The following is an 18,393-nucleotide window of genomic DNA, read 5'->3' on the forward strand; positions in this document are numbered from 1 at the left end:
AAAAAATTATTAATCTTAAAATTCTTTAGGACATCTCAAAAAACCGACCGTGAACGACTTTTTCGAGATGCCGTACTTCCGTACAAAACAACGACCTCGCCGCAGAGCAGCGAGGTCGTTTATTAAAATAATTAATAATTATTATTTAACTTTAACGGAGCCGAGGCAGATATTTTTTTTCGTTTCGCTATCGAATACGATGATATCGTTGCCCACGATGTCGAAACGGATCGGCTTATCGACAGCATAGTCGATCGAACCGAATACGACGGAAGATAAAATATCGCCTTTGAGGTTGATTTTGACGATCGTTTCCATACCCGACGGAAGCGTCGAATACGCAAGTCCCTCGATGGCGCCGCTGTCCCTGATCGGAAGAAATTCCGGACGGATGCCGATGATGACGTCTTCTCTTTCAAGCTGCACGTCTTTTTCGCACGCGAACACCGCATCGATGCCGAAAAATTGTACCGCGAGTTCGTTTTTTGCCGTCTGCTTCGCTTTTGCCGGAATAAAATTCATCGTCGGGTTTCCGATAAAATCCGCAACGAACAAATTCGCCGGACGGTTGTAGACGACGAGCGGCGGATCGTACTGCTGCAGGTCGCCCTTTTCGATCAAACAGATGCGCGTCGCAAGCGTCATCGCTTCGAGCTGGTCATGCGTAACGTAGACGAAAGTCGAGTTCGTGTCCGAATGCAGGCGCTTCAATTCCGTGCGCATTTCGCTGCGCAGTTTTGCGTCGAGGTTTGAAAGCGGCTCGTCCATAAAAAGCACTTTCGGTTTGGGCGCGAGCGTCCGTGCGATCGCGACGCGCTGCTGCTGTCCGCCCGACAATTCGGCCGGATAGCGGTCTTTGAATTCTTCGATTTTTAAAGTCTTTAAAACTTCCCGTACGCGTTCTTCGATTTTGCTTTTCGGCCACTTTAAATTTTCAAGACCGAAGGCGATGTTTTTATACACGGTCATGTGCGGCCACAACGCGTAGTTTTGAAACAAAAAGCCGATATCGCGCTTGTCGGGCGAAACGTTGATGCCTTTTTCCGAATCGAAGACGACCGTATCGCCGATGGTGATCCTGCCTTCCGTCGGCGTTTCAAGCCCTGCGATCATGCGCAGTGTCGTCGTCTTTCCGCAGCCGGACGGACCGAGCAGCGTGATGAATTCTCTGTCTTCGATAACCATGTTGAGATGATTGACTCCGACAAAATCGCCCCATCGTTTTGAAACATCGTGTAATTCTATTCGCGGCATATATTAACCTCCAATTCCTTTATCAATAGATGCGCCGGTAAATTTATTAATCGATAAATTAATAACAATAACAAATACGACCAGTAACAGGTTGATACCGTTCGCAAGCTGATCGACGCCGTTTCTCGTGTAGTATTCGAGAACGTTTGTCGACAGCGTAACGCTCGATGTGATCAGTGCAAACAGCGTATACTCTCTCATACAGGATATAAACGGCAGCAGATAGCCGCTTATAAAACTCGATTTTTGGATGGGAAACAAAATCTTCGTCATCCGCTTACCCCACGGACAGCCGGTGATCATCGCAGCTTCTTCGATTTCACCCGAAACCTGCAGCATCGCGTTCGTTCCGCTGCGCGACGCAAAGGGCAAAAACTTTATGCCTCCGACGATGATGCACAGCGCGACGGCTGACCATTCGCTGAGCGTCGTCGCAACGTCCAAAAAATGAAACGCATTCGTCTTCGACAGTGAAAAGAAAATCGTGCTGAAACTCAACGCGGGAATCAAGTACGGCAAGAACGCCAAACTGGAAACGTAATTGGCAAGACGGCTTCTCCTGTTTTTGCTGACGGCGTATCCGATCAAAATGCCGCAAGTTCCGCAGATAAACGAAACGATGACGGCGACGATTATGGTTCTGCCGAACGAATGCAAAATCGTGCTGTTGTGAAAGATGCCGTTCAGAGAATAATCGCGCGCGCCGACAAAGGCGTCGTCGATTGCGGGCGTCGGAGAGATCCAATATTTGAGCGTAATCGAAGAAAAATCTCCGGCCGTTTCTTCGAGGCTTTCGAGTACGAACGAAAGCAGCGGAATGACGGCAAAGAACGTTACGATAACGAGCGTCGTAACGGCGATCGGCCACTTCGCTTTTTTCAAATCGATTTTGGTGATTTGTCCCGATTTGCCGGATACCGTCGTAAAGCTCCTGCGGCTTTTTGTAAACCAGTTGTTCAGCGTCAAAATCAACACGCTGAAAATCAGCAGTATCGTTGCGATGACGTAGCCTTCGCCTTTTTTCCCCGTCATCAGCGCCGAGCGCAGCGTGATCGAAATCGAATTGAACGATCCGTCTTTATTTAAAAACTGCGGAACGGTGTAGCTTGAAATGGAACTCGCAAACACCAGCAAAACCGTCGATATCATCGCGGGCGCGACGATCGGCAGGGTAATTCTTCTGACGATTTTTAAGCGCGACGCTTTTAAAATCGTCGCCGCTTCTTCAAGGTTCGCATCCATGTTCCGCAGTATGCCGCCGATCAATATGTACGCGAACGGCGCGTAGTGCAGACCGAGCACGATTGCCGTCGGGAAAAAACCGTAGACGAGCCATTGCGGCGCGCTTATGCCTGTCAACGCCTGCAGCAGTCCTTCTCCGGGGCTGCCGCTTACGTTCGTGTTTTTGAAAAAATTTTCCCAAAACATCGCGATCGACCACGACGGCATGATATACGGAAAAACGAATACCGTTGAGATAAAGCGCTTAAACGGTATGTTCGTCCGCGTGATAAAGAATGCGAGGTTGCCGCCGAATACGACCGCGATCGTACAGGCGATCAGCGCCATGAGTACGGAACGATACAGCGGGATCCAAAAAAAGTTTTTCGAATACAGCGGCGTCAATTTGTTGAACAACAGCGACGGCCATTGCAAAAACGTAAAATCGCCGCGCTTTACGGCCGCATCCCAAATCTCATTGATGTTTTTTGCTTCCGAAACGCTTTGAACCGTAAACGAATCTTTGACCATCGAAAAAAGCGGATAGATGACGGTGATCGTCAACACGATACCGAAAAAAACGATGATGCAATTGGAAGACTTTGAAAAAAATTGTTTTATGTGATTTAAAATTTTTTTAAAATAAAACGGAGCGGGTTGTGTTTTTAGTGTTTGATTATCGGTCATATGTATTTTCTCCCAAATAATCCAACCGCGCCGACGGCGGATGAAAACGCGGTATCGCTTTCCGCCCGCCGTACATGCCGGTTAATCTTTAATGCGATTAGCCGGCCGCCGGTTGATTATTAAGATTTTAAGCGATGCGGCGGATTATTTTTTTGCTTCGTCTTCCGCCTGCTCCTGCTTTGTCACTTCCGTCGCTTTGCTGTTCGACGTAACGAGCGCCAACAGTTTATTGACTTGGGAGACTTTGATATTTTTTAAAAATGCGTAATTTTCGTTGATCTCTCTTGCGATGTGCGTGTCTTTATCCCAATCGCCTTTTGCGTAGGTGATGTCGTTCGAGCACGGGAAATAATATCCGTATTGATTCGCTTTTTTGCCGTCCGCCGACGGAGTCGCGGAATTGTAAACCATCGCTTCGTAGCATTCCTTCGTCAGCAAAAAGCGTGCGAACAGACATGCGGTATACGGATGCGCGGCATTATTAACGATTTGAGAACACATCGTATACATAAATCCGTTGAAGCCGTCGATTTCCCAATCGAACTGTACCGTCTTTTTCGCTTGAATCGTTCCCGCTTTGCCGATGACTTTTCCGTTTTTGTCTTTGACGTCTTCTTTTTCGTAGAACGAAGGATCCGCACCGACGATGCCGCCGTAATACTTTGTCGCAGCGTCTTTCATCTTTGCGAACGCACCGTAGTACACATAGCCGCGGTCCCAATCGTATTTGAGCTGAGTTTCTTTCATCGCCGTACCGTCGGATGCATGCCAGCGTGAAATATTTGCAATCATTTCGGTAACCCACTGTTCACCGGCTGAAGCGTAGCCCGTTTCCGAAGCGCTCCAATCTTTGTTGTAATAATTTTTGTACGCTTTTTCGATGCGCGCTTGATTTGCCGGAGCTTCGCAGCTTAAGAGAAAAGACATATTGATTTGTTCGGTAACCGGAGATTGGAACGATACTTTGTCCAAGTGATCGGGGTCGGCCGACGTTCCGGCGAGCTGCCAAATATTGTATAATTTTTTTCCGGTAACTTTTTCAAAATTCGTATTCGTATAAAATATTTTATTGAAGTGAATGCCTTTTAAGGGATACGTGTCCGCTTCGGATAATCCCATCTCTTTCCAATCCGACGGAACGAAGTTGCACACAATACCCGCGGCATCGTAGTCGGCGAGAGAGCGGACATCCTGAACGAGCGCATAGTCGGCAAAATACGTTTTGTCCGCGACTTCGAGCGCCGTCAACAACGTGTAATCCTTATAGCTGTTGTTTACGTAGACATTGTCTTTGCCGTCTTTCGTACCGTAGTGCAGCCAATCGTAGTGTTCCGCGAATTTCGTTGCAGCCGTTTTCAACGCGGAAGTCAAACCGACGATTTTGAAAGTGTCGTTCGATGCTTCCATTTCCGCCTTTGCGGCCGCTTCGAGTTTTTCAAGCGGCATTTTGCTTGCTTTTGCAACGATGTCCGCAGTGGAACCGGCTTTTTTACCGCTGCCGCATGCAGCGATACACAAGACCGCTAAGCCGAGTATCGCCGTTTTAAATAGATTTTTTTTGATCATACTACATCTTCCTCCTAATGTATAAACGATAGATAAAATACAAGCTCGCATCCGTTTGCGTAAAACAGATGCATAAAGCGACTGCGCCTGCTTTTTTAGATTGATTTCTTTTCAGTATAAATGAGAAAAATCGAGTTGTCAATAAAAAAATATCGAGGGTAAAATGACATAAAAATATGAGGTAGCGAAGCAACAATAACGCGGCATTGCCGAAGGCCGATGTGCTCAACAATGCCGCATTTTATAAAACGATTTATCTGCTCAAAAGATTGTTCATGCGCCTTACGAAGTCTGCGGGATCTTTCAATTCTTCGCCGCCGACGAGCAGCGCCTGATCGAGCAGCACAAAAGCGATATCCGCGATGCGTTCTTTGTCGTCGGTGTCTTTGAGCTTTTGCACGATCGGGTGATCGCCGTTCACTTCGAGGATAGGCTTTACGTCGACGCCGGTCTGCCCCATCGCTTTCATCATGCGCTCCATTTGAAAGGACGGATCGTTTTCGTCTACGACGATGCACGAGGGGCTGTCCGAAAGGCGCTTGCTGAGCTTTACTTCTTTGACTTTGTCGCCGAGCGCTTCTTTGATCTTTTCGACGATCGGTTTGAATTCCTTTTCTTTTTTTTCGGCTTCGGCTTTATCGACGCCGAGTTCATCGTCGCTTCCCGCCCTGTTCACCGATTTCAATTCGAAGTCTTTATATTTTCCGAGCGCGGGGATAACGATGTCCGCGATGTCGCTTGCGATTATTAAAACTTCGAATCCTTTTTTCGTATACGCTTCGAGAAGCGGGCTCGAACGGAGATTTTTTTCGTCGCTGCCGGTGATGTAATAGATCGATTTTTGTCCGCTTTTCATGCGCTGCACGTAGTCCGCAAAACTCGTCCATTCGCCGCCGGCAGTTTTGGCCGCGGCATTTTGAGCGGAAGCGTTTGCAGTGCCCGCGTCTTTTTTTGTAGCGCCCGCATCTTTTCCGGCAGTATCCATATCGCTTGCGCCGTCTTTTGCATCCGGCTTGTACGTCGTTTTAAATCGAACGATTTCCGCGATCTCATCGCGGTTTGCAAAATCCGAGTACAGACCTTCCATCATCGGACGGTTGAACTGCGCGACAAACGTATTCCATTTTTCGATAGCTTTTTTTTCGGCGTCGGTCGGCTTTTCGCTTTTCCGCGCTTTATCGGCTTCGTCTCCGAGTTTTTTGAATTCGCCGAGCAGCTTTTTTACCGACTGCGCTTTGATCGTTTCGAGGATGCGGTTTTGCTGCAAAATTTCGCGGCTCACGTTGAGCGGCAAATCTTCGCTGTCGATGATGCCGCGCACAAAACGGAGGTATGCCGGAAGCAGTTCGCGGTCGTCGTCGGTGATAAACACACGCTTGACGTAGAGTTTTATGCCGCTTTTGTAGTCGGCTTGATACATATCGAAGGGCGCGGTTTTCGGAACGTAAAAGAGCGTCGTATATTCCTGCGTACCTTCGGCGTGCGTGTGGACGTACATGAGCGGATCGTCGCCGTCGCGGCTCATCGTTTTGTAGAATTCGTTGTAGTCCGATTCCTTCAAATCGCTCTTCGATCGTTTCCATACCGCGCTCGCGCTGTTTACCTGATCGACTTTATTTTCGCTCGACGTAACGTTACCCTTGTCGTCGTATTTGTTTTGCGTATAGTGAAGATAGATCGGAAACGCGATATAATCGCTGTATTTTTTAATAAGTTCTTCGATCTTCCAGCGGCTCGCGTACTCTTTGCTGTCGTCGTTTAAATGCATGACGACGGCGGAACCGCAGGCATCGCTTTTATCGAAACCGTATTTTTTTGCCTCTTCGCTGTCGCATGCGACTTCTTCAATATCGTACGAGTTCGTGCCGTCGCTCGACCAGTGCCAAATTTTTCCGGACGGGTCGGCCGCTTTCCGCGTGTATACGTCGATTTTTTTTGCCGCCATAAACGCCGCATAAAAACCGACGCCGAACTGCCCGATGAGCGCCGAATCTTTCGACGCCGCTTCGTTCAATTTTTCAAAAAACGCTTTCGTTCCGCTGCGCGCGATCGTACCGAGATTGTCGGTTAAATCCTTATCGGTCATGCCGATGCCGGAATCCCGCACGATAAGCACGCTCTCTTTGCCATCATCTCCGCCTTCGAACGAAATGTCGATGCGCGGCGCAAAATGCACGTCTTTGAACGCGTCGTCGGATACGGTGAGATATTTGAGTTTGTCGAGCGCGTCCGATGCATTCGAAACGATTTCCCTAAGGAAAATATCCTTATTCGAATACATCGAATGGATGATGAGTTTTAAAAGCTGATTTACTTCGGTTTGAAATTGATACGTTGCCATACAAGCCTCTTTTTAGAAATTGGAAAATAGTGCGGAAAATTCGCAGATTACTTCTAATGTACTGATAAAAGACGCTATTCGGCAAGAGCGAGAAAACATTCCTTAAAATGCGGCATTGCAGGAAGTGTCAACTTTCGAAAATGCCGCATTCGTGCGCGAGCTTCGCAACGAGCGCGTAAGCGCGAAGTTTCAAGCGGCGCACACATATATGGTCGAGTTTTCGAAGAAAACTCGAAGTCAGAGACCGGTCATAAGGCGAATCTCAGAGAGCGGATACTTGCGTTCAGCCATCAGCTTTGCCGTTTCCCGCTTTGCTTGATATGATCCCGCAGCGATACCATCGCGTCGACCTTGTAAGAGTCCGTCTCTCCTGCCTTTGCGTATGCCCCGTTCAAAGCCAATCTTTTCACCTGCCATGCGTAAGTCATCTTCCCGTATATTCAACGACATATACGTACTCCCATAAAAACTTTTGCAGGATGCTTTAGGATCCGAAAAAGTTTTTAGCCGTGCGCGGGAGCGCACACGTTCAATAATCGAGTTTGCAAAATAAAGTGTATCATACACGTATGATTTTTACCGAAACGATACACATTCTCTCCTTCCGGAAACAACCGAGCAAACTCGATATAAAAAGCGACGGCGCTATTTCAGCCGTTGCTTTTTATCACACTCCTGAACTTTTCGTTCCGTTTCGCTTTTTCGACAAGCTCATCGATGTGCTATGTAAAACCGCTCGTCGCCCGCCTCTCGCAAAGATACTCCAACAAAGCGCTCAATTCAGGCTCAGCTTCTTTACCGTAGGCACCCACATTATAAAACACCTTATACGATTTGTCATCAAGAAAAAGCGTACCGTCTTCACTGCATAAATTGCGAAACGTATATACAGGTAAGCCTTTGCCGAAGGGATCCTGCGTACAGATAAAGATGACGTAGCTCTCTTTCAGTTCGGCATAGCTTTGTCCTCTCAAGAGGTTATCGACATCCATGAGGCTTTGGGGCATCTCGAAAAACTCACCTTTAGCGATTTTTTCGAGATGCTGACGAGTTTGGGAAGAGAGGGCGGGATCGATGTTTGTATTTCGATATCGAAGATGCGCTCTGGGTCTGAGACATAGACGTCGAGGCGTATGCCCTTGCTTTCGTAAAAGGGTGCTATCGTTTTTTGCAGGGAGGGGTATTCTATTTTACCGACTTTGATATGCAAAAGACGTTCGATGACACCCTTGCAGATTGTTCTTTAAAATTGTGCAGCGAGTAAATCTTTCGATTTAGGAGCTGTACAATTAGTGCGCGAGAGCGCACAGGTATATCCGCGAGTTTTCTTTCGAAAACTCGAAGTTAAACGAGACGCGCTATTTCAGCGTCTCGTTTAAACGCTTTGTTTTTCATGACTGTACCGAACATAAAGTCATCGGTAAAGGAGAGTTCTTCGACGGGTTTATGGGTATATTCCATAGCTGCACCTTCGGTTATTGAGATAGTGCGGCAAACCGCTGACCTATACTGTTTCGTTCACCAACTGAACGGCGAGTTTCGAAAGTGAATAAAATGATGCGGAGGCGAGGTTCCGGCTACGTGCCGTTTCGAGCGTTAGGCTTGCGGAAGCCTACCCTACAAGCTCGACCGCGGCATACACGGCGAGTTTGCAGAGCAAACTCGGTAGTGAGCGCAGCGAACGAAGTTCTCGCCGAAAGCATAGCTTTATTTAGAAATAGTTTCGAAACTCGACTTTCGACCTATATATCGTTTACAAAGTGATAAATTACGCGGTTTTTTGTAAAAATAAACGAGAATACCATATTTCTGTATTTCTGCACGGAGAGCTTCGCGCTTCGCGCTCGTTGCAAGTTGCGCGGGGAACTTCGCTCAATGTACGGCACGGTGTCGTATCGTGTCTCTTTTCCAAATAATTACCCATTACCCATTACACATTACCAATTACAAATTGATTTCCGTGTTCCCGCCGTTTTCAACCTTGCGCTTTCATCGATATATGTGTATAGTATAATCATGGCCGATAAGAAATTCACCGTTCTTGATTTGCTTGAACTTGATCTGCCCGGGCACGATGCACTGTATTTGACGTGCATCGCAGGACGGCGCGGTTTGCCTCGTGCGATGACGGCCCCCGACATCAACCGGCCGGGTCTTGCGCTTACCGGCTTTTACGAATCCTTCGCCTATCAGCGCGTACAGCTTTTCGGCCGCGGTGAAAGCGCATATTTGCAAAAGCTCCATGCGGAACACAATCTTTCATCGCTGAAAGCGATTTTCGAATACGATATCCCATGCTGCGTTTTTTCGTACGATATACAGCCGCCCGACGATTTTCTTGCAATAGCGGAAGAAGCCTTTTGCCCCGTTTTGCAGACATCGCTCGAATCGACGGAATTTTCAAGCCGTCTCATCCGCGTCTTATCGAACACGTTCGCGCCGAAAAAAACGATGCACGGCGTTCTCGTCGAAGTGTACGGTATCGGCATCCTGCTCGTCGGACACTCCGGCGTCGGTAAAAGCGAAACGGCGCTCGAACTCATCGAACGGAGCCATCGCCTCGTTGCAGATGACATCATCGAACTGCGGTGCGTCAACGGCAACATCCTGCTCGGACAGGGCGCAAATCGATTTATCAGCCACCACATGGAAATACGAGGGCTGGGCATCATCAACGTATCGCAGCTCTACGGCGTCGGTGCCATCCGCGATCAAAAAGAAGTACAGCTCGTCGTCGAGCTTGAAGATTGGGATCCCGATAAAGTGTACGACCGGCTCGGCACGGATCAAAAATACATGGATATCCTCGGCGTCAAAATTCCCGTCCTCGAAATACCGGTGCGGCCGGGGCGAAACCTGCCGATCATCATCGAAGCGGCGGCGATGAATGAACGCTTAAAGCGCATGGGCTACAATTCCGCGCGCGACTTCAATCAAAACGTGCTCAAATGGATCGAAACGGGAGAAGCGCAGACTGCGTACAACAGCAGTGACGACTCCTATTAATTAATAATTTTGCTTTATAAAAGGATGACGATATGATTGAAAAAACGCTGATCGTAAAAAACAGAGCGGGCATTCACGCGCGTCCGGCAGCGCTCATCGCGCAGACCGCGAACAAATTCAACTGCGAGCTTACGCTCGTCCTCGGCGATACGGAAGTGAATGCAAAATCGATCATGGGCGTCATCACGATGGCGGCCGGTTACAATACGAGCATCACGTTGAAAGCGGACGGCTCCGACGAAGAGGAAGCGGCGCAGGCGATCGAAGCGCTCTTCGATTCGAAATTTGCGGAAGAATAACATGAAGGAAATCACCGACAGACAAAAACAGGTTTTAGCGTTTATCTCAGGTTTTACGGAAGAGAATTCGTATCCGCCGACCGTACGCGAAATAAGCGATCACTTCGGCATAGGGCTGCGCGCCGTGCAGGATCACATCGCCGCATTGCAGCGCAAGGGATTTTTATCGCTGTGCCAAAAGCGCTCGAGGTCGATCCGCGTGCTCGTCGACGGCGAGCTTAAAGCCTCGCGACCCTACATCGACAAAGTGCCGCTCCTCGGAACGGTCGCCGCGGGAAAGCCGCTACTCGCCGCGGAAAATCTCGACGGTTATGTCAATTTAACCGAACCGTTCGTACATCCGGGAAAGCGGTATTTTGCGCTTCGCGTGCGCGGACAGAGCATGATCGACGCGGGCATCCTCGAAGGCGATTTGGCGGTCGTCGAGCAGACGTCGGATGCGGAAAACGGACAGATCGTCGTCGCCGTCATCGATGAAGCGATCACTTTAAAGCGGTATTATAAAGAAAAAAATCGCATCCGATTGCAGCCGGAAAACCCTGCGTTCAAAGCGATCTACAGTCAGGATGTCCGCGTCGTCGGAATCTTATCGAATATCGTCCGCACGTATTGATATGGATGCTCCGATTTATCTCTACACGGGCCCCGAATTCGGCGAACGAAACGACGCGGTTTCCGCCGTAAAAGACGCGATGCGCAAAGCGCACGGTGCGCTCGACGAATACCTTTTTTATGCGAACGAAACGCCCGTTTCGGAGATAGTGACGATTTTACAAAGCGGCTCCCTCTTTACAAATGCAACGTGCGTCGTCGTGCGTTCCGCGGAATCGATCAAAAAAAAGGAAGACATCGGTACGATATCCGCATGGGTAAAGACGGCCGGGGAAGGGACGAGCGCGCTCGTCCTCGTGTCGGATGAAATCGCAGTCGACGCAAAGCTCGAAAAAGTCGTACCGGCCGTGCATAAAAAAATATTTTGGGAAATGTTCGAAGACCGGAAAGTGCCGTGGCTCATAAACTTTTTCGGCAAAAACGGATACCGCATAGGCGAAGAAGCCGCCGAAGATATCCTCGACATGATCGAAAACAACACGCAGGCGCTCCGCTCCGAATGCGCACGATTTTTTTTGCTCTTTCCGAAATCGCACGAAATCACATCCGCCGACGTCGAAGCGGTGCTTTCGCACAACAGAGCCGAAAGCGCCTTTACGCTGTTTGCAGCGATGGCATCAAGTGAGAGCGCATCGCGAAGACTCGAACTTTCCCTCGATGTACTGCAAAAAATCCGCCTTTCAAAAGATTCTTCTCCGGTGATGATACTCGCGGGACTCGCTTCATGTTTCCGCCGCCTTGCGCTGTGGCACGCGCTCGCGTCTGCGGGACAAAGCGATGATTTTACGTTGAAGACGCACGGCTTTTCGAGCAAAAAAGCGAAAGCCCAGTACAGCCGCGCCTCTTCGATTTGGACGGCCGGACAGACTGCGGCGATCCTCGCCGGTATCGCGGCCGCCGACATGGAGATCCGCTCAAGCGGCGCACTTTTCGAAGACGTTCTCCTGCAGCGCGTCGTCTACGAAGCGGTCGTCAAAAAAGGTGCGTCATGTGCCGCGTATGAACGCGTGGTGTAATATATCTCAAGGCGTGCGTTGTAATGTATTAATAAAACTGTTGTCAACGAGTGCAACACGCTTGCAAACGTGCAGTGTACAAAACCCGCCGACCGCGTTATCATAGCGCTATGACCGATTATCAAAAAGAGTTTATCGATTTTATGGTTTCGTGCGGCGCACTCGCGTTCGGCTCCTTTACGCTCAAAAGCGGACGGCTCTCCCCGTTTTTTATCAATGCGGGTGCATACGTGACGGGTTCTCAGCTTTTGCAGCTCGGCAAATTTTATGCAAAGGCGATTCACGACAATTTCGGCGACGATTTCGATGTGCTTTTCGGCCCTGCGTACAAGGGCATTCCGCTCGGTGTCGCAACGGCCATAGCTTACGACGAATTGTACGGCAAAGCCGTTCGCTATTCATCGAACCGCAAAGAGGCGAAAGACCACGGAGAAGCGGGCATTTTGCTCGGCGGAAAAATTTCCGACGGCGACAGAGTTTTAATAATCGAAGATGTGACGACGAGCGGCAAATCGATCGAAGAGACGTATCCTATTATTAAAGCGCAGAGCGAAAAAGCGGACGTGATCGGTTTGGTCGTGTCGATAAACAGAATGGAAAAGGGTCTTACGTCGGACAAAAGCGCGCTCGACGAAATCTCCGCATCTTACGGTTTTCCCGCCCGCGCAATCGTTTCCATGGACGACGTTATCGACGCGCTTTATACGCACGGGGATAAAACGATCATCACCGACGACATCAAAAAATCGCTCGACGGCTACTACGCGCAATGGGGCGCAAAGCGCTGAAAGCGCAAATCCGCCGCAAAAACGCGACCGCCGGCACGATCCGCAAAATGCCGCGCGTCGGCCGATCGGCAAAAAGGTGATACATCGCGCGCGCGCCGCCGAATCGTACATCGGGAAAAAAGTCGCGCCTTGTTCAGTGGTGAAAAAGGCGCATGCCGGTAAAGGCCATAACCATACCGTATGCATCGCATGTGCGTATGACGTCGTCGTCGCGGATCGAACCGCCGGGCTCGGCTACGACGGAAGCTCCGCTTTTATGCGCACGCTCGATGTTGTCGCCGAACGGAAAAAACGCGTCGCTTCCGACGGCTACTCCCGTGTTTTTCGAAATCCATTCTCGCTTTTCTTTTTCCGTAAAAACGGGCGGCTTCGTCTTAAATACTTTTTGCCACGCGCCGTCCGCGAGTATGTCGGCGGATTCGCTTCCGACGTATACGTCGATCGCATTGTCGCGCTCGGCTCGCTTTATATCGTCGCGGAATTCAAGTGCGAGCGCTTGGGGCGACCGGCGGAGCCACCACGTATCCGCTTTGCCGGCTGCAAGGCGCGTACAGTGGACGCGCGACTGCTGCCCCGCACCGACACCGATAGCCTGTCCCTCTTTGACAAAGGCGACGCTGTTCGACTGCGTATACTTGAGTACGATGAGCGAAATTAATAAATTCAATGTATCGGTATCGGAAAGCGTTTTGTTTTTCGTCACGATATTAGAAAGACACGATGAGTCGATGACGGCGTTGTTCCGTCCCTGCTCGAACGTAACGCCGAACACTTGCTTCCGCTCGATCTCTTCCGGCACGTACGAGCCGTCTATTTGAAGGACGACGTAGGCGCCTTTTTTTTTCGCTTTTAAAATATCGAGAGCGGTGCCGTCGTAGCCGGGTGCGATGACGCCGTCAGACACTTCCTTTGCAATGAGGCGGGCAGTCGCTTCGTCGCACGGATCGGACAGCGCGATAAAATCGCCGAAAGACGACATACGGTCGGCACCGCGCGCACGGGCATAGGCGGCGGCAAGCGGCGAAAGTTCGATATCTCCCGTAAAATATATGCGTTTGAGCGTATCGGAAAGCGGCAAGCCGACGGCAGCACCCGCAGGCGACACGTGCTTGAACGAAGCCGCGGCGCTTATGCCGCTTACGGTGCCCAGCTCTTTGACAAGCTGCCAGCCGTTCAGCGCATCGAGCAGATTGATATAACCCGGCGTTCCGTTTAAAACGTCAAACGGCAGCTCTCCTTTTTCAATAAAAACGCGAGCGGGTTTTTGGTTCGGGTTACATCCGTATTTGAGCGGCAATTCTTTCATAATCGATAATTCTCCTGACGGCAATAAAATCAACATACCCCGCTGCAAAGCAACGGTGTATCAAAGCTTCCGCACGAATCAACATACCCCGACGCAAGCGTCCGGGTACAGTGCTCAACGTTTCGCACTGTATGTTCTCATAAGGTGGTTGCAGTCGGCTTTAACACCCTTTGTTACGACGCAAGCGTCGGGATATTAAACCCTCCGCACGAATAAAAAAACTCCGCTCCTTGCCGGAACGAAGTTTCCATTGCGAATCAATTGCAGCATAAAAGGGTCTGGATGTACTGTTCGAAAGAAAAATCAACCTTTTTCCGCGTCGGTAAAAATCGAATCCACTTCGTAGTTTGCGATAAAATCCTGAACGTCGCCGGAACTCATCGTAATGCCGTATGCAACATCGCTGCCCGATTTGATATCCGCGCTGACGCCTTTGAAATCCGCATAGCTTATCGCCGTACCGGCAAGTGCTCCTTTGTCGGCCGCCCTGCTAAATCCCGATTTTCCGTTATAATTGACATAGATATCACTCATACTCTCTATACCCCAATGTAAAATTGATATGTTCAGTATACACGATTGCGTATTATAAATCAAGGCAAATATAAAATAAAATTTCGGACTCATTCGTAACGGCACCCGAATTTCCTCAATTTCATATATAAATATGCGTAAATCATGCGTTTTCTTGTGATTTCGGTTTGACATTTTGAACATTGTACGTTACTATGTATAGTGAATTATTCTATACCACGCACATAAGGAGACAAAGGTGAATATTATTATTTTATTCATTGTTCTCCCGGTTGCAGGAATTATTCTTGGATGGATTATTAGATGGCTGTATGCCAGATTTCAACTATCTGCGTCAGAACAAAAAGCTGAACGTGTAAAACAGGATGCAATTCGAGAAGCTGAAGCACAGAAAAAAGAAATTTTGCTTAATGCAAAAGATGAACTCATTCGGGAACGAAACCAGCAGGAACGGGAAAACAGAGAACGACGGGCCGAAGTACAGCGCTATGAAGCCCGCGTAAATAAAAAAGAGGAGCTCCTCGACCAGCGGGCTTCCGAATACGAAAAGCGCGATAAGGAATTTATCGATCGCGTCGAATCGCTGAAAAAGCGCGAAGCGTCGGTCATGACGCAGGAAGAGGAATACCGCAAACGGCTCGAGCACGTGTCGGGGCTTTCCCAACAGCAGGCAAAAGAGCTCATCATCAAAAACCTCGAAAACGACGCCCGCCACGACGCGCAGGCTCTGCTCAATAAAATCGAACAGGAAGCTCAGCTTACGGCGGAAAAAAAGGCACGCGATGTACTCGTGACGATCGTCCAGCGCCTCGCGCCGGAAGTTACGAGCGATATCACCGTTACGACGGTATCGCTCCCGAGTGACGAGATGAAGGGCCGCATTATCGGGCGCGAGGGACGCAATATCCGCACGCTCGAAACGCTTACCGGTGTCGATATCATCATCGACGATACGCCGGAAGCGGTTGTCATCTCGTGTTTCGATCCGGTGCGTAAAGAGATCGCAAAGGTTGCGCTCGAACGGCTCATATCCGACGGCCGCATTCACCCCGCGCGTATCGAAGAAATCGTGCAAAAAGTTACGCACGAGGTGCAAAATAAAATTTACGAAGAAGGCGAAAAAGCGCTGTTCGATTTGGGCATCCACAATATGCCCACCGAAGGTGTGCGGGCTCTCGGACGGCTTTATTTCCGCACAAGCTACGGGCAAAACGTGCTCACGCACTCGAAAGAAGTGGCGATGATCGCGGCCGCCCTTGCTGCGGAAATCGGCGGGAACCGCGAACTTGCAAAACGCGCGGCGCTGCTCCACGATATCGGCAAAGGAGCCGAAACGGAAAGCGATCAAAATCACGCGGAAATCGGCGCGGAAATCGCACGGAAAATGGGCGAGGATCCCCGCGTCATCAATGCGATCGCAGCTCACCACAACGACATCGAACCGACGAGTACGGAAGCGGTGTACGTGCAGATCGCGGACGCCATATCCGCCGCGCGTCCGGGAGCACGGCGAGAAACAATCGACAATTACGTCAAGCGTCTTGAAAACCTCGAACAGACGGCGGAACGTTTTTCCGGCGTAGAAAAAGCGTACGCGATTCAAGCCGGCCGCGAACTTCGCATCCTCGTCGACAACGCGAAAGTGGGCGACGAAGAGGTAAAACCGCTCGCGCAAAATATCGCAAAACAAATCGAATCGGATCTGCGCTATCCGGGCAGGATCAGAATCACGATGATTCGCGAAACGCGCATCGTAGAATACGCGCGGTAGAAATAGAAGTTTTCGACGGTGTGCCCGGCATCGTCTGCACTGTCAGGCGGTGTCGCCGATTCGACAAAATGGAAAGCGGATAAAAAAGGCTTTGCATGTTTTTGCAAAGCCTTTTTTATTTTCAATTTTTTACGATAACGATCCCGCCGAGCACGAGCAAGTGCCGCGAAAGCGTACTGAGCCAGCGCAAAACCGAATCGATGCTTCCCGACGGCAGTGCGCCCTTACCGATAAAATCGAGCAGCACGATCGCCGCGATCCACGCGATCATAATGATGACCATAAGGATCGTGTCGATCGGAGAACTGAACGTCACGAATATGCGAAGCAGCAAAAAAAGCCCCGCAAGCACTTCGATGATCCCGAACACGAGACAGATAATCCTCGCCGTGTCCCCGTTCATCACCGATTTTACAGCAGCCGCGATTTCGTTGCCGTTGCCGCCCTGCAGCGTCCAAATCCCCGTCACAAAAAAATACAAACCGAGCGCGATCTGAGTAAGCATATACCCGATCGAACGCCGTTCTGCCGTTGCCATACCGATACCTCCTAAGATATTTAATAATAATTGAAAGTTCCCGAAACTTCCGTTTTCAGCGACTTTCATTAAATTATTAATTAATAATTTGATCCGCTCAACAATGCGAAATTCATAAAATGCGCGCCTAATGTCACCGGTTCCGTCTGATCATGAGGATAAACGCGACGATAAAAAAACAGCTCGGCACGACGGCGAACAAAAACGTCGGAAGCGGAATGTCGGCGACGGTCAAGGCGTTCGGAAGGATGACGCCGAGTTTTGTCATCATGTCGTACACAAAACTCGCATACGACGTTACGACGCCCGCAGCGAGCGACATCCATGCGGCATCCCGCGTTTTCGACCACAGCATGATCGCACAAAACGCCGAAATGCCGCCCAACGCGAGTTTAATAATCGACAGTACTATATCCCCTTGCGCCATTGTTTTTCCCCAACAATCGATTTGCAATTACTCGAACGGAGTATTTTTCAGCTTTGTAAATACACCCCTGTCCGCGCCGAACGGAACGATCGACGGTACATTATAGTCGCAGCTTACGACTACCTCGCAGTCAAGGCAGTGCAGCAAAAAATCGGCATAGCGCGCTTCCGCGATTTTCGGATAAAGGTAGGGCCCTTCGCGCGTCCAATATTTTGTTAAAACCGTATCATAGATAAACCAATCTTTTTCTTCGAAGCGATTTTCCGAAGCGATACAATCATAGATCGCCCTCACCGCAGCTGCCGCAAGGGCTGCCGGAATGCGCTCGCATGCCGCCGGAATAATGCCCGCATCGATACGCTCCTGACGGACGGACGGACGGACTGCGACAAAATACAGCGCGGACGCCCACGGAAACGGCGGCGTTACGATAAGACAGTCGATTTTTCGATAGTCGGAAACATTCGGATTCCACGGCTTCCAAAAAGCGGTACTGCTCTCCGAAAACGCCAACGCCGTTTTCAACGCGGAAGCGCGATCGGTATACACGTACGCAACGCGCTCATCCCCGATAAGCGAACTCACCGCTCTTGCAATGCGCCCCTCATAATCCGTATCGAAGCTTCCGACAAGTCCGCGGTCGAGCGTATTTTTAAAAACTTTCAGCGCCGCGCCGCCCTTCCAGCCGAGGATCGCCCGCCCTCCTTCGCGATAGAGATCGGTGAGGCGCACGCCTTTCCGCGTATATAAAAAGCAGCCGCGAGCGCGCTGCACGGTACCGTAGCGCTTTGTTATTTCCGATGCCAAAAAATCGATCGATGCCATTGCTGATAGTATAGCGAAAAAAAGCCGATTTTGCCACAGTACGTATGCCGCCGCGACACGGCTTGACCGTTTCGGCGGCTTTAAAAACAGCGCGGTAAATATACCTATTTATTAATTTTCAAATAATTTATTTTTATAAAATTCTCGATTTCGGTCTCTTCTTCTTTTGAAGAAAAACAATGCCGTGGTATTACAATAGCTC

Annotated in this window: 18 protein-coding genes; 6 read left to right on the forward strand and 12 right to left on the reverse strand. The window is 49.7% G+C overall.

Going from position 1 to position 18,393, the window contains the following annotated elements; all coding sequences use genetic code 11:
- Positions 1-141: 141 nt before the first annotated feature.
- From JSQ97_RS06395 to JSQ97_RS12925, 7 genes are all read right to left on the reverse strand, one after another.
- Positions 142-1,254 (reverse strand): ABC transporter ATP-binding protein, encoded by a 1,113-nt coding sequence (locus JSQ97_RS06395; protein WP_205075298.1) that lies wholly within the window; start codon positions 1,252-1,254, stop codon positions 142-144.
- 3 nt (positions 1,255-1,257) lie between these two features.
- Positions 1,258-3,162 (reverse strand): ABC transporter permease, encoded by a 1,905-nt coding sequence (locus JSQ97_RS06400; protein ID WP_205075299.1) that lies wholly within the window; start codon positions 3,160-3,162, stop codon positions 1,258-1,260.
- A gap of 144 nt (positions 3,163-3,306) precedes the next feature.
- A complete protein-coding gene (locus JSQ97_RS06405; protein ID WP_205075300.1) occupies positions 3,307-4,728 on the reverse strand; it encodes a hypothetical protein in 1,422 nt (473 codons plus the stop codon).
- 253 nt (positions 4,729-4,981) lie between these two features.
- The gene (gene htpG, locus JSQ97_RS06410; protein ID WP_205075301.1) at positions 4,982-7,069 is read right to left on the reverse strand and encodes a molecular chaperone HtpG; all 2,088 of its coding nucleotides are present in this window, start codon (positions 7,067-7,069) and stop codon (positions 4,982-4,984) included.
- A gap of 237 nt (positions 7,070-7,306) precedes the next feature.
- Complete coding sequence (locus JSQ97_RS06415; protein ID WP_205075302.1) at positions 7,307-7,519, reverse strand: FliH/SctL family protein; 213 nt, start codon at positions 7,517-7,519, stop codon at positions 7,307-7,309.
- A gap of 272 nt (positions 7,520-7,791) precedes the next feature.
- Positions 7,792-8,061 (reverse strand): hypothetical protein, encoded by a 270-nt coding sequence (locus JSQ97_RS12920; RefSeq protein ID WP_239447005.1) that lies wholly within the window; start codon positions 8,059-8,061, stop codon positions 7,792-7,794.
- Positions 8,040-8,279: a hypothetical protein gene (locus JSQ97_RS12925; protein ID WP_239447006.1), complete on the reverse strand. Its 240-nt coding sequence runs from the start codon at positions 8,277-8,279 to the stop codon at positions 8,040-8,042. The genes JSQ97_RS12920 and JSQ97_RS12925 overlap by 22 nt, the downstream gene beginning before the upstream one ends.
- 806 nt (positions 8,280-9,085) lie before the next feature.
- Here JSQ97_RS12925 and hprK point away from each other — a divergent pair.
- The 5 genes from hprK to pyrE all read left to right on the forward strand — a co-directional run bounded on the left by hprK (position 9,086) and on the right by pyrE (position 12,790).
- Positions 9,086-10,075 carry an HPr(Ser) kinase/phosphatase gene (gene hprK / locus JSQ97_RS06425; RefSeq protein WP_205075303.1) on the forward strand — a complete coding sequence of 330 codons (990 nt, stop codon included), beginning with the start codon at positions 9,086-9,088 and terminating at the stop codon, positions 10,073-10,075.
- A 32-nt stretch (positions 10,076-10,107) separates the two neighbouring features.
- Positions 10,108-10,374, forward strand: a complete 267-nt coding sequence (locus JSQ97_RS06430) for an HPr family phosphocarrier protein (RefSeq protein WP_205075304.1) — start codon at positions 10,108-10,110, stop codon at positions 10,372-10,374.
- 1 nt (position 10,375) lies between these two features.
- Positions 10,376-10,987, forward strand: coding sequence for a transcriptional repressor LexA (lexA, locus tag JSQ97_RS06435; protein ID WP_205075305.1), 612 nt, complete (start codon positions 10,376-10,378; stop codon positions 10,985-10,987).
- 1 nt (position 10,988) lies between these two features.
- Positions 10,989-12,002, forward strand: a complete 1,014-nt coding sequence (gene holA, locus JSQ97_RS06440) for a DNA polymerase III subunit delta (protein ID WP_205075306.1) — start codon at positions 10,989-10,991, stop codon at positions 12,000-12,002.
- 110 nt (positions 12,003-12,112) lie between these two features.
- Positions 12,113-12,790 carry an orotate phosphoribosyltransferase gene (pyrE, locus tag JSQ97_RS06445; protein WP_205075307.1) on the forward strand — a complete coding sequence of 226 codons (678 nt, stop codon included), beginning with the start codon at positions 12,113-12,115 and terminating at the stop codon, positions 12,788-12,790.
- Positions 12,791-12,923: 133 nt separating this feature from the next.
- Here the strand turns inward: pyrE and JSQ97_RS06450 are convergent, their stop codons facing one another.
- Both JSQ97_RS06450 and JSQ97_RS06455 read right to left on the reverse strand, forming a co-directional pair.
- Positions 12,924-14,096, reverse strand: a complete 1,173-nt coding sequence (locus JSQ97_RS06450) for a phosphoribosylaminoimidazolecarboxamide formyltransferase (RefSeq protein WP_205075308.1) — start codon at positions 14,094-14,096, stop codon at positions 12,924-12,926.
- Between the two features lie 303 nt (positions 14,097-14,399).
- Entirely contained in the window at positions 14,400-14,630 is a 231-nt protein-coding gene (locus JSQ97_RS06455; protein WP_187385491.1) for a hypothetical protein, read from the reverse strand.
- A gap of 238 nt (positions 14,631-14,868) precedes the next feature.
- Between JSQ97_RS06455 and rny the strand changes: the two genes are divergently transcribed.
- Entirely contained in the window at positions 14,869-16,401 is a 1,533-nt protein-coding gene (gene rny, locus JSQ97_RS06460; RefSeq protein WP_205075309.1) for a ribonuclease Y, read from the forward strand.
- Positions 16,402-16,522: 121 nt separating this feature from the next.
- Here rny and JSQ97_RS06465 read toward each other — a convergent pair whose 3' ends face one another.
- From JSQ97_RS06465 to JSQ97_RS06475, 3 genes are all read right to left on the reverse strand, one after another.
- The gene (locus JSQ97_RS06465) at positions 16,523-16,939 is read right to left on the reverse strand and encodes a hypothetical protein (RefSeq protein ID WP_205075310.1); all 417 of its coding nucleotides are present in this window, start codon (positions 16,937-16,939) and stop codon (positions 16,523-16,525) included.
- A gap of 133 nt (positions 16,940-17,072) precedes the next feature.
- Positions 17,073-17,366, reverse strand: a complete 294-nt coding sequence (locus JSQ97_RS06470) for a hypothetical protein (RefSeq protein ID WP_205075311.1) — start codon at positions 17,364-17,366, stop codon at positions 17,073-17,075.
- Between the two features lie 27 nt (positions 17,367-17,393).
- Positions 17,394-18,191 carry a hypothetical protein gene (locus JSQ97_RS06475; RefSeq protein ID WP_205075312.1) on the reverse strand — a complete coding sequence of 266 codons (798 nt, stop codon included), beginning with the start codon at positions 18,189-18,191 and terminating at the stop codon, positions 17,394-17,396.
- Between the last annotated feature and the right edge of the window lie 202 nt (positions 18,192-18,393).

The organism is Treponema sp. Marseille-Q4523 (assembly GCF_016901105.1).
Taxonomy (GTDB): domain Bacteria; phylum Spirochaetota; class Spirochaetia; order Treponematales; family Treponemataceae; genus Treponema_D.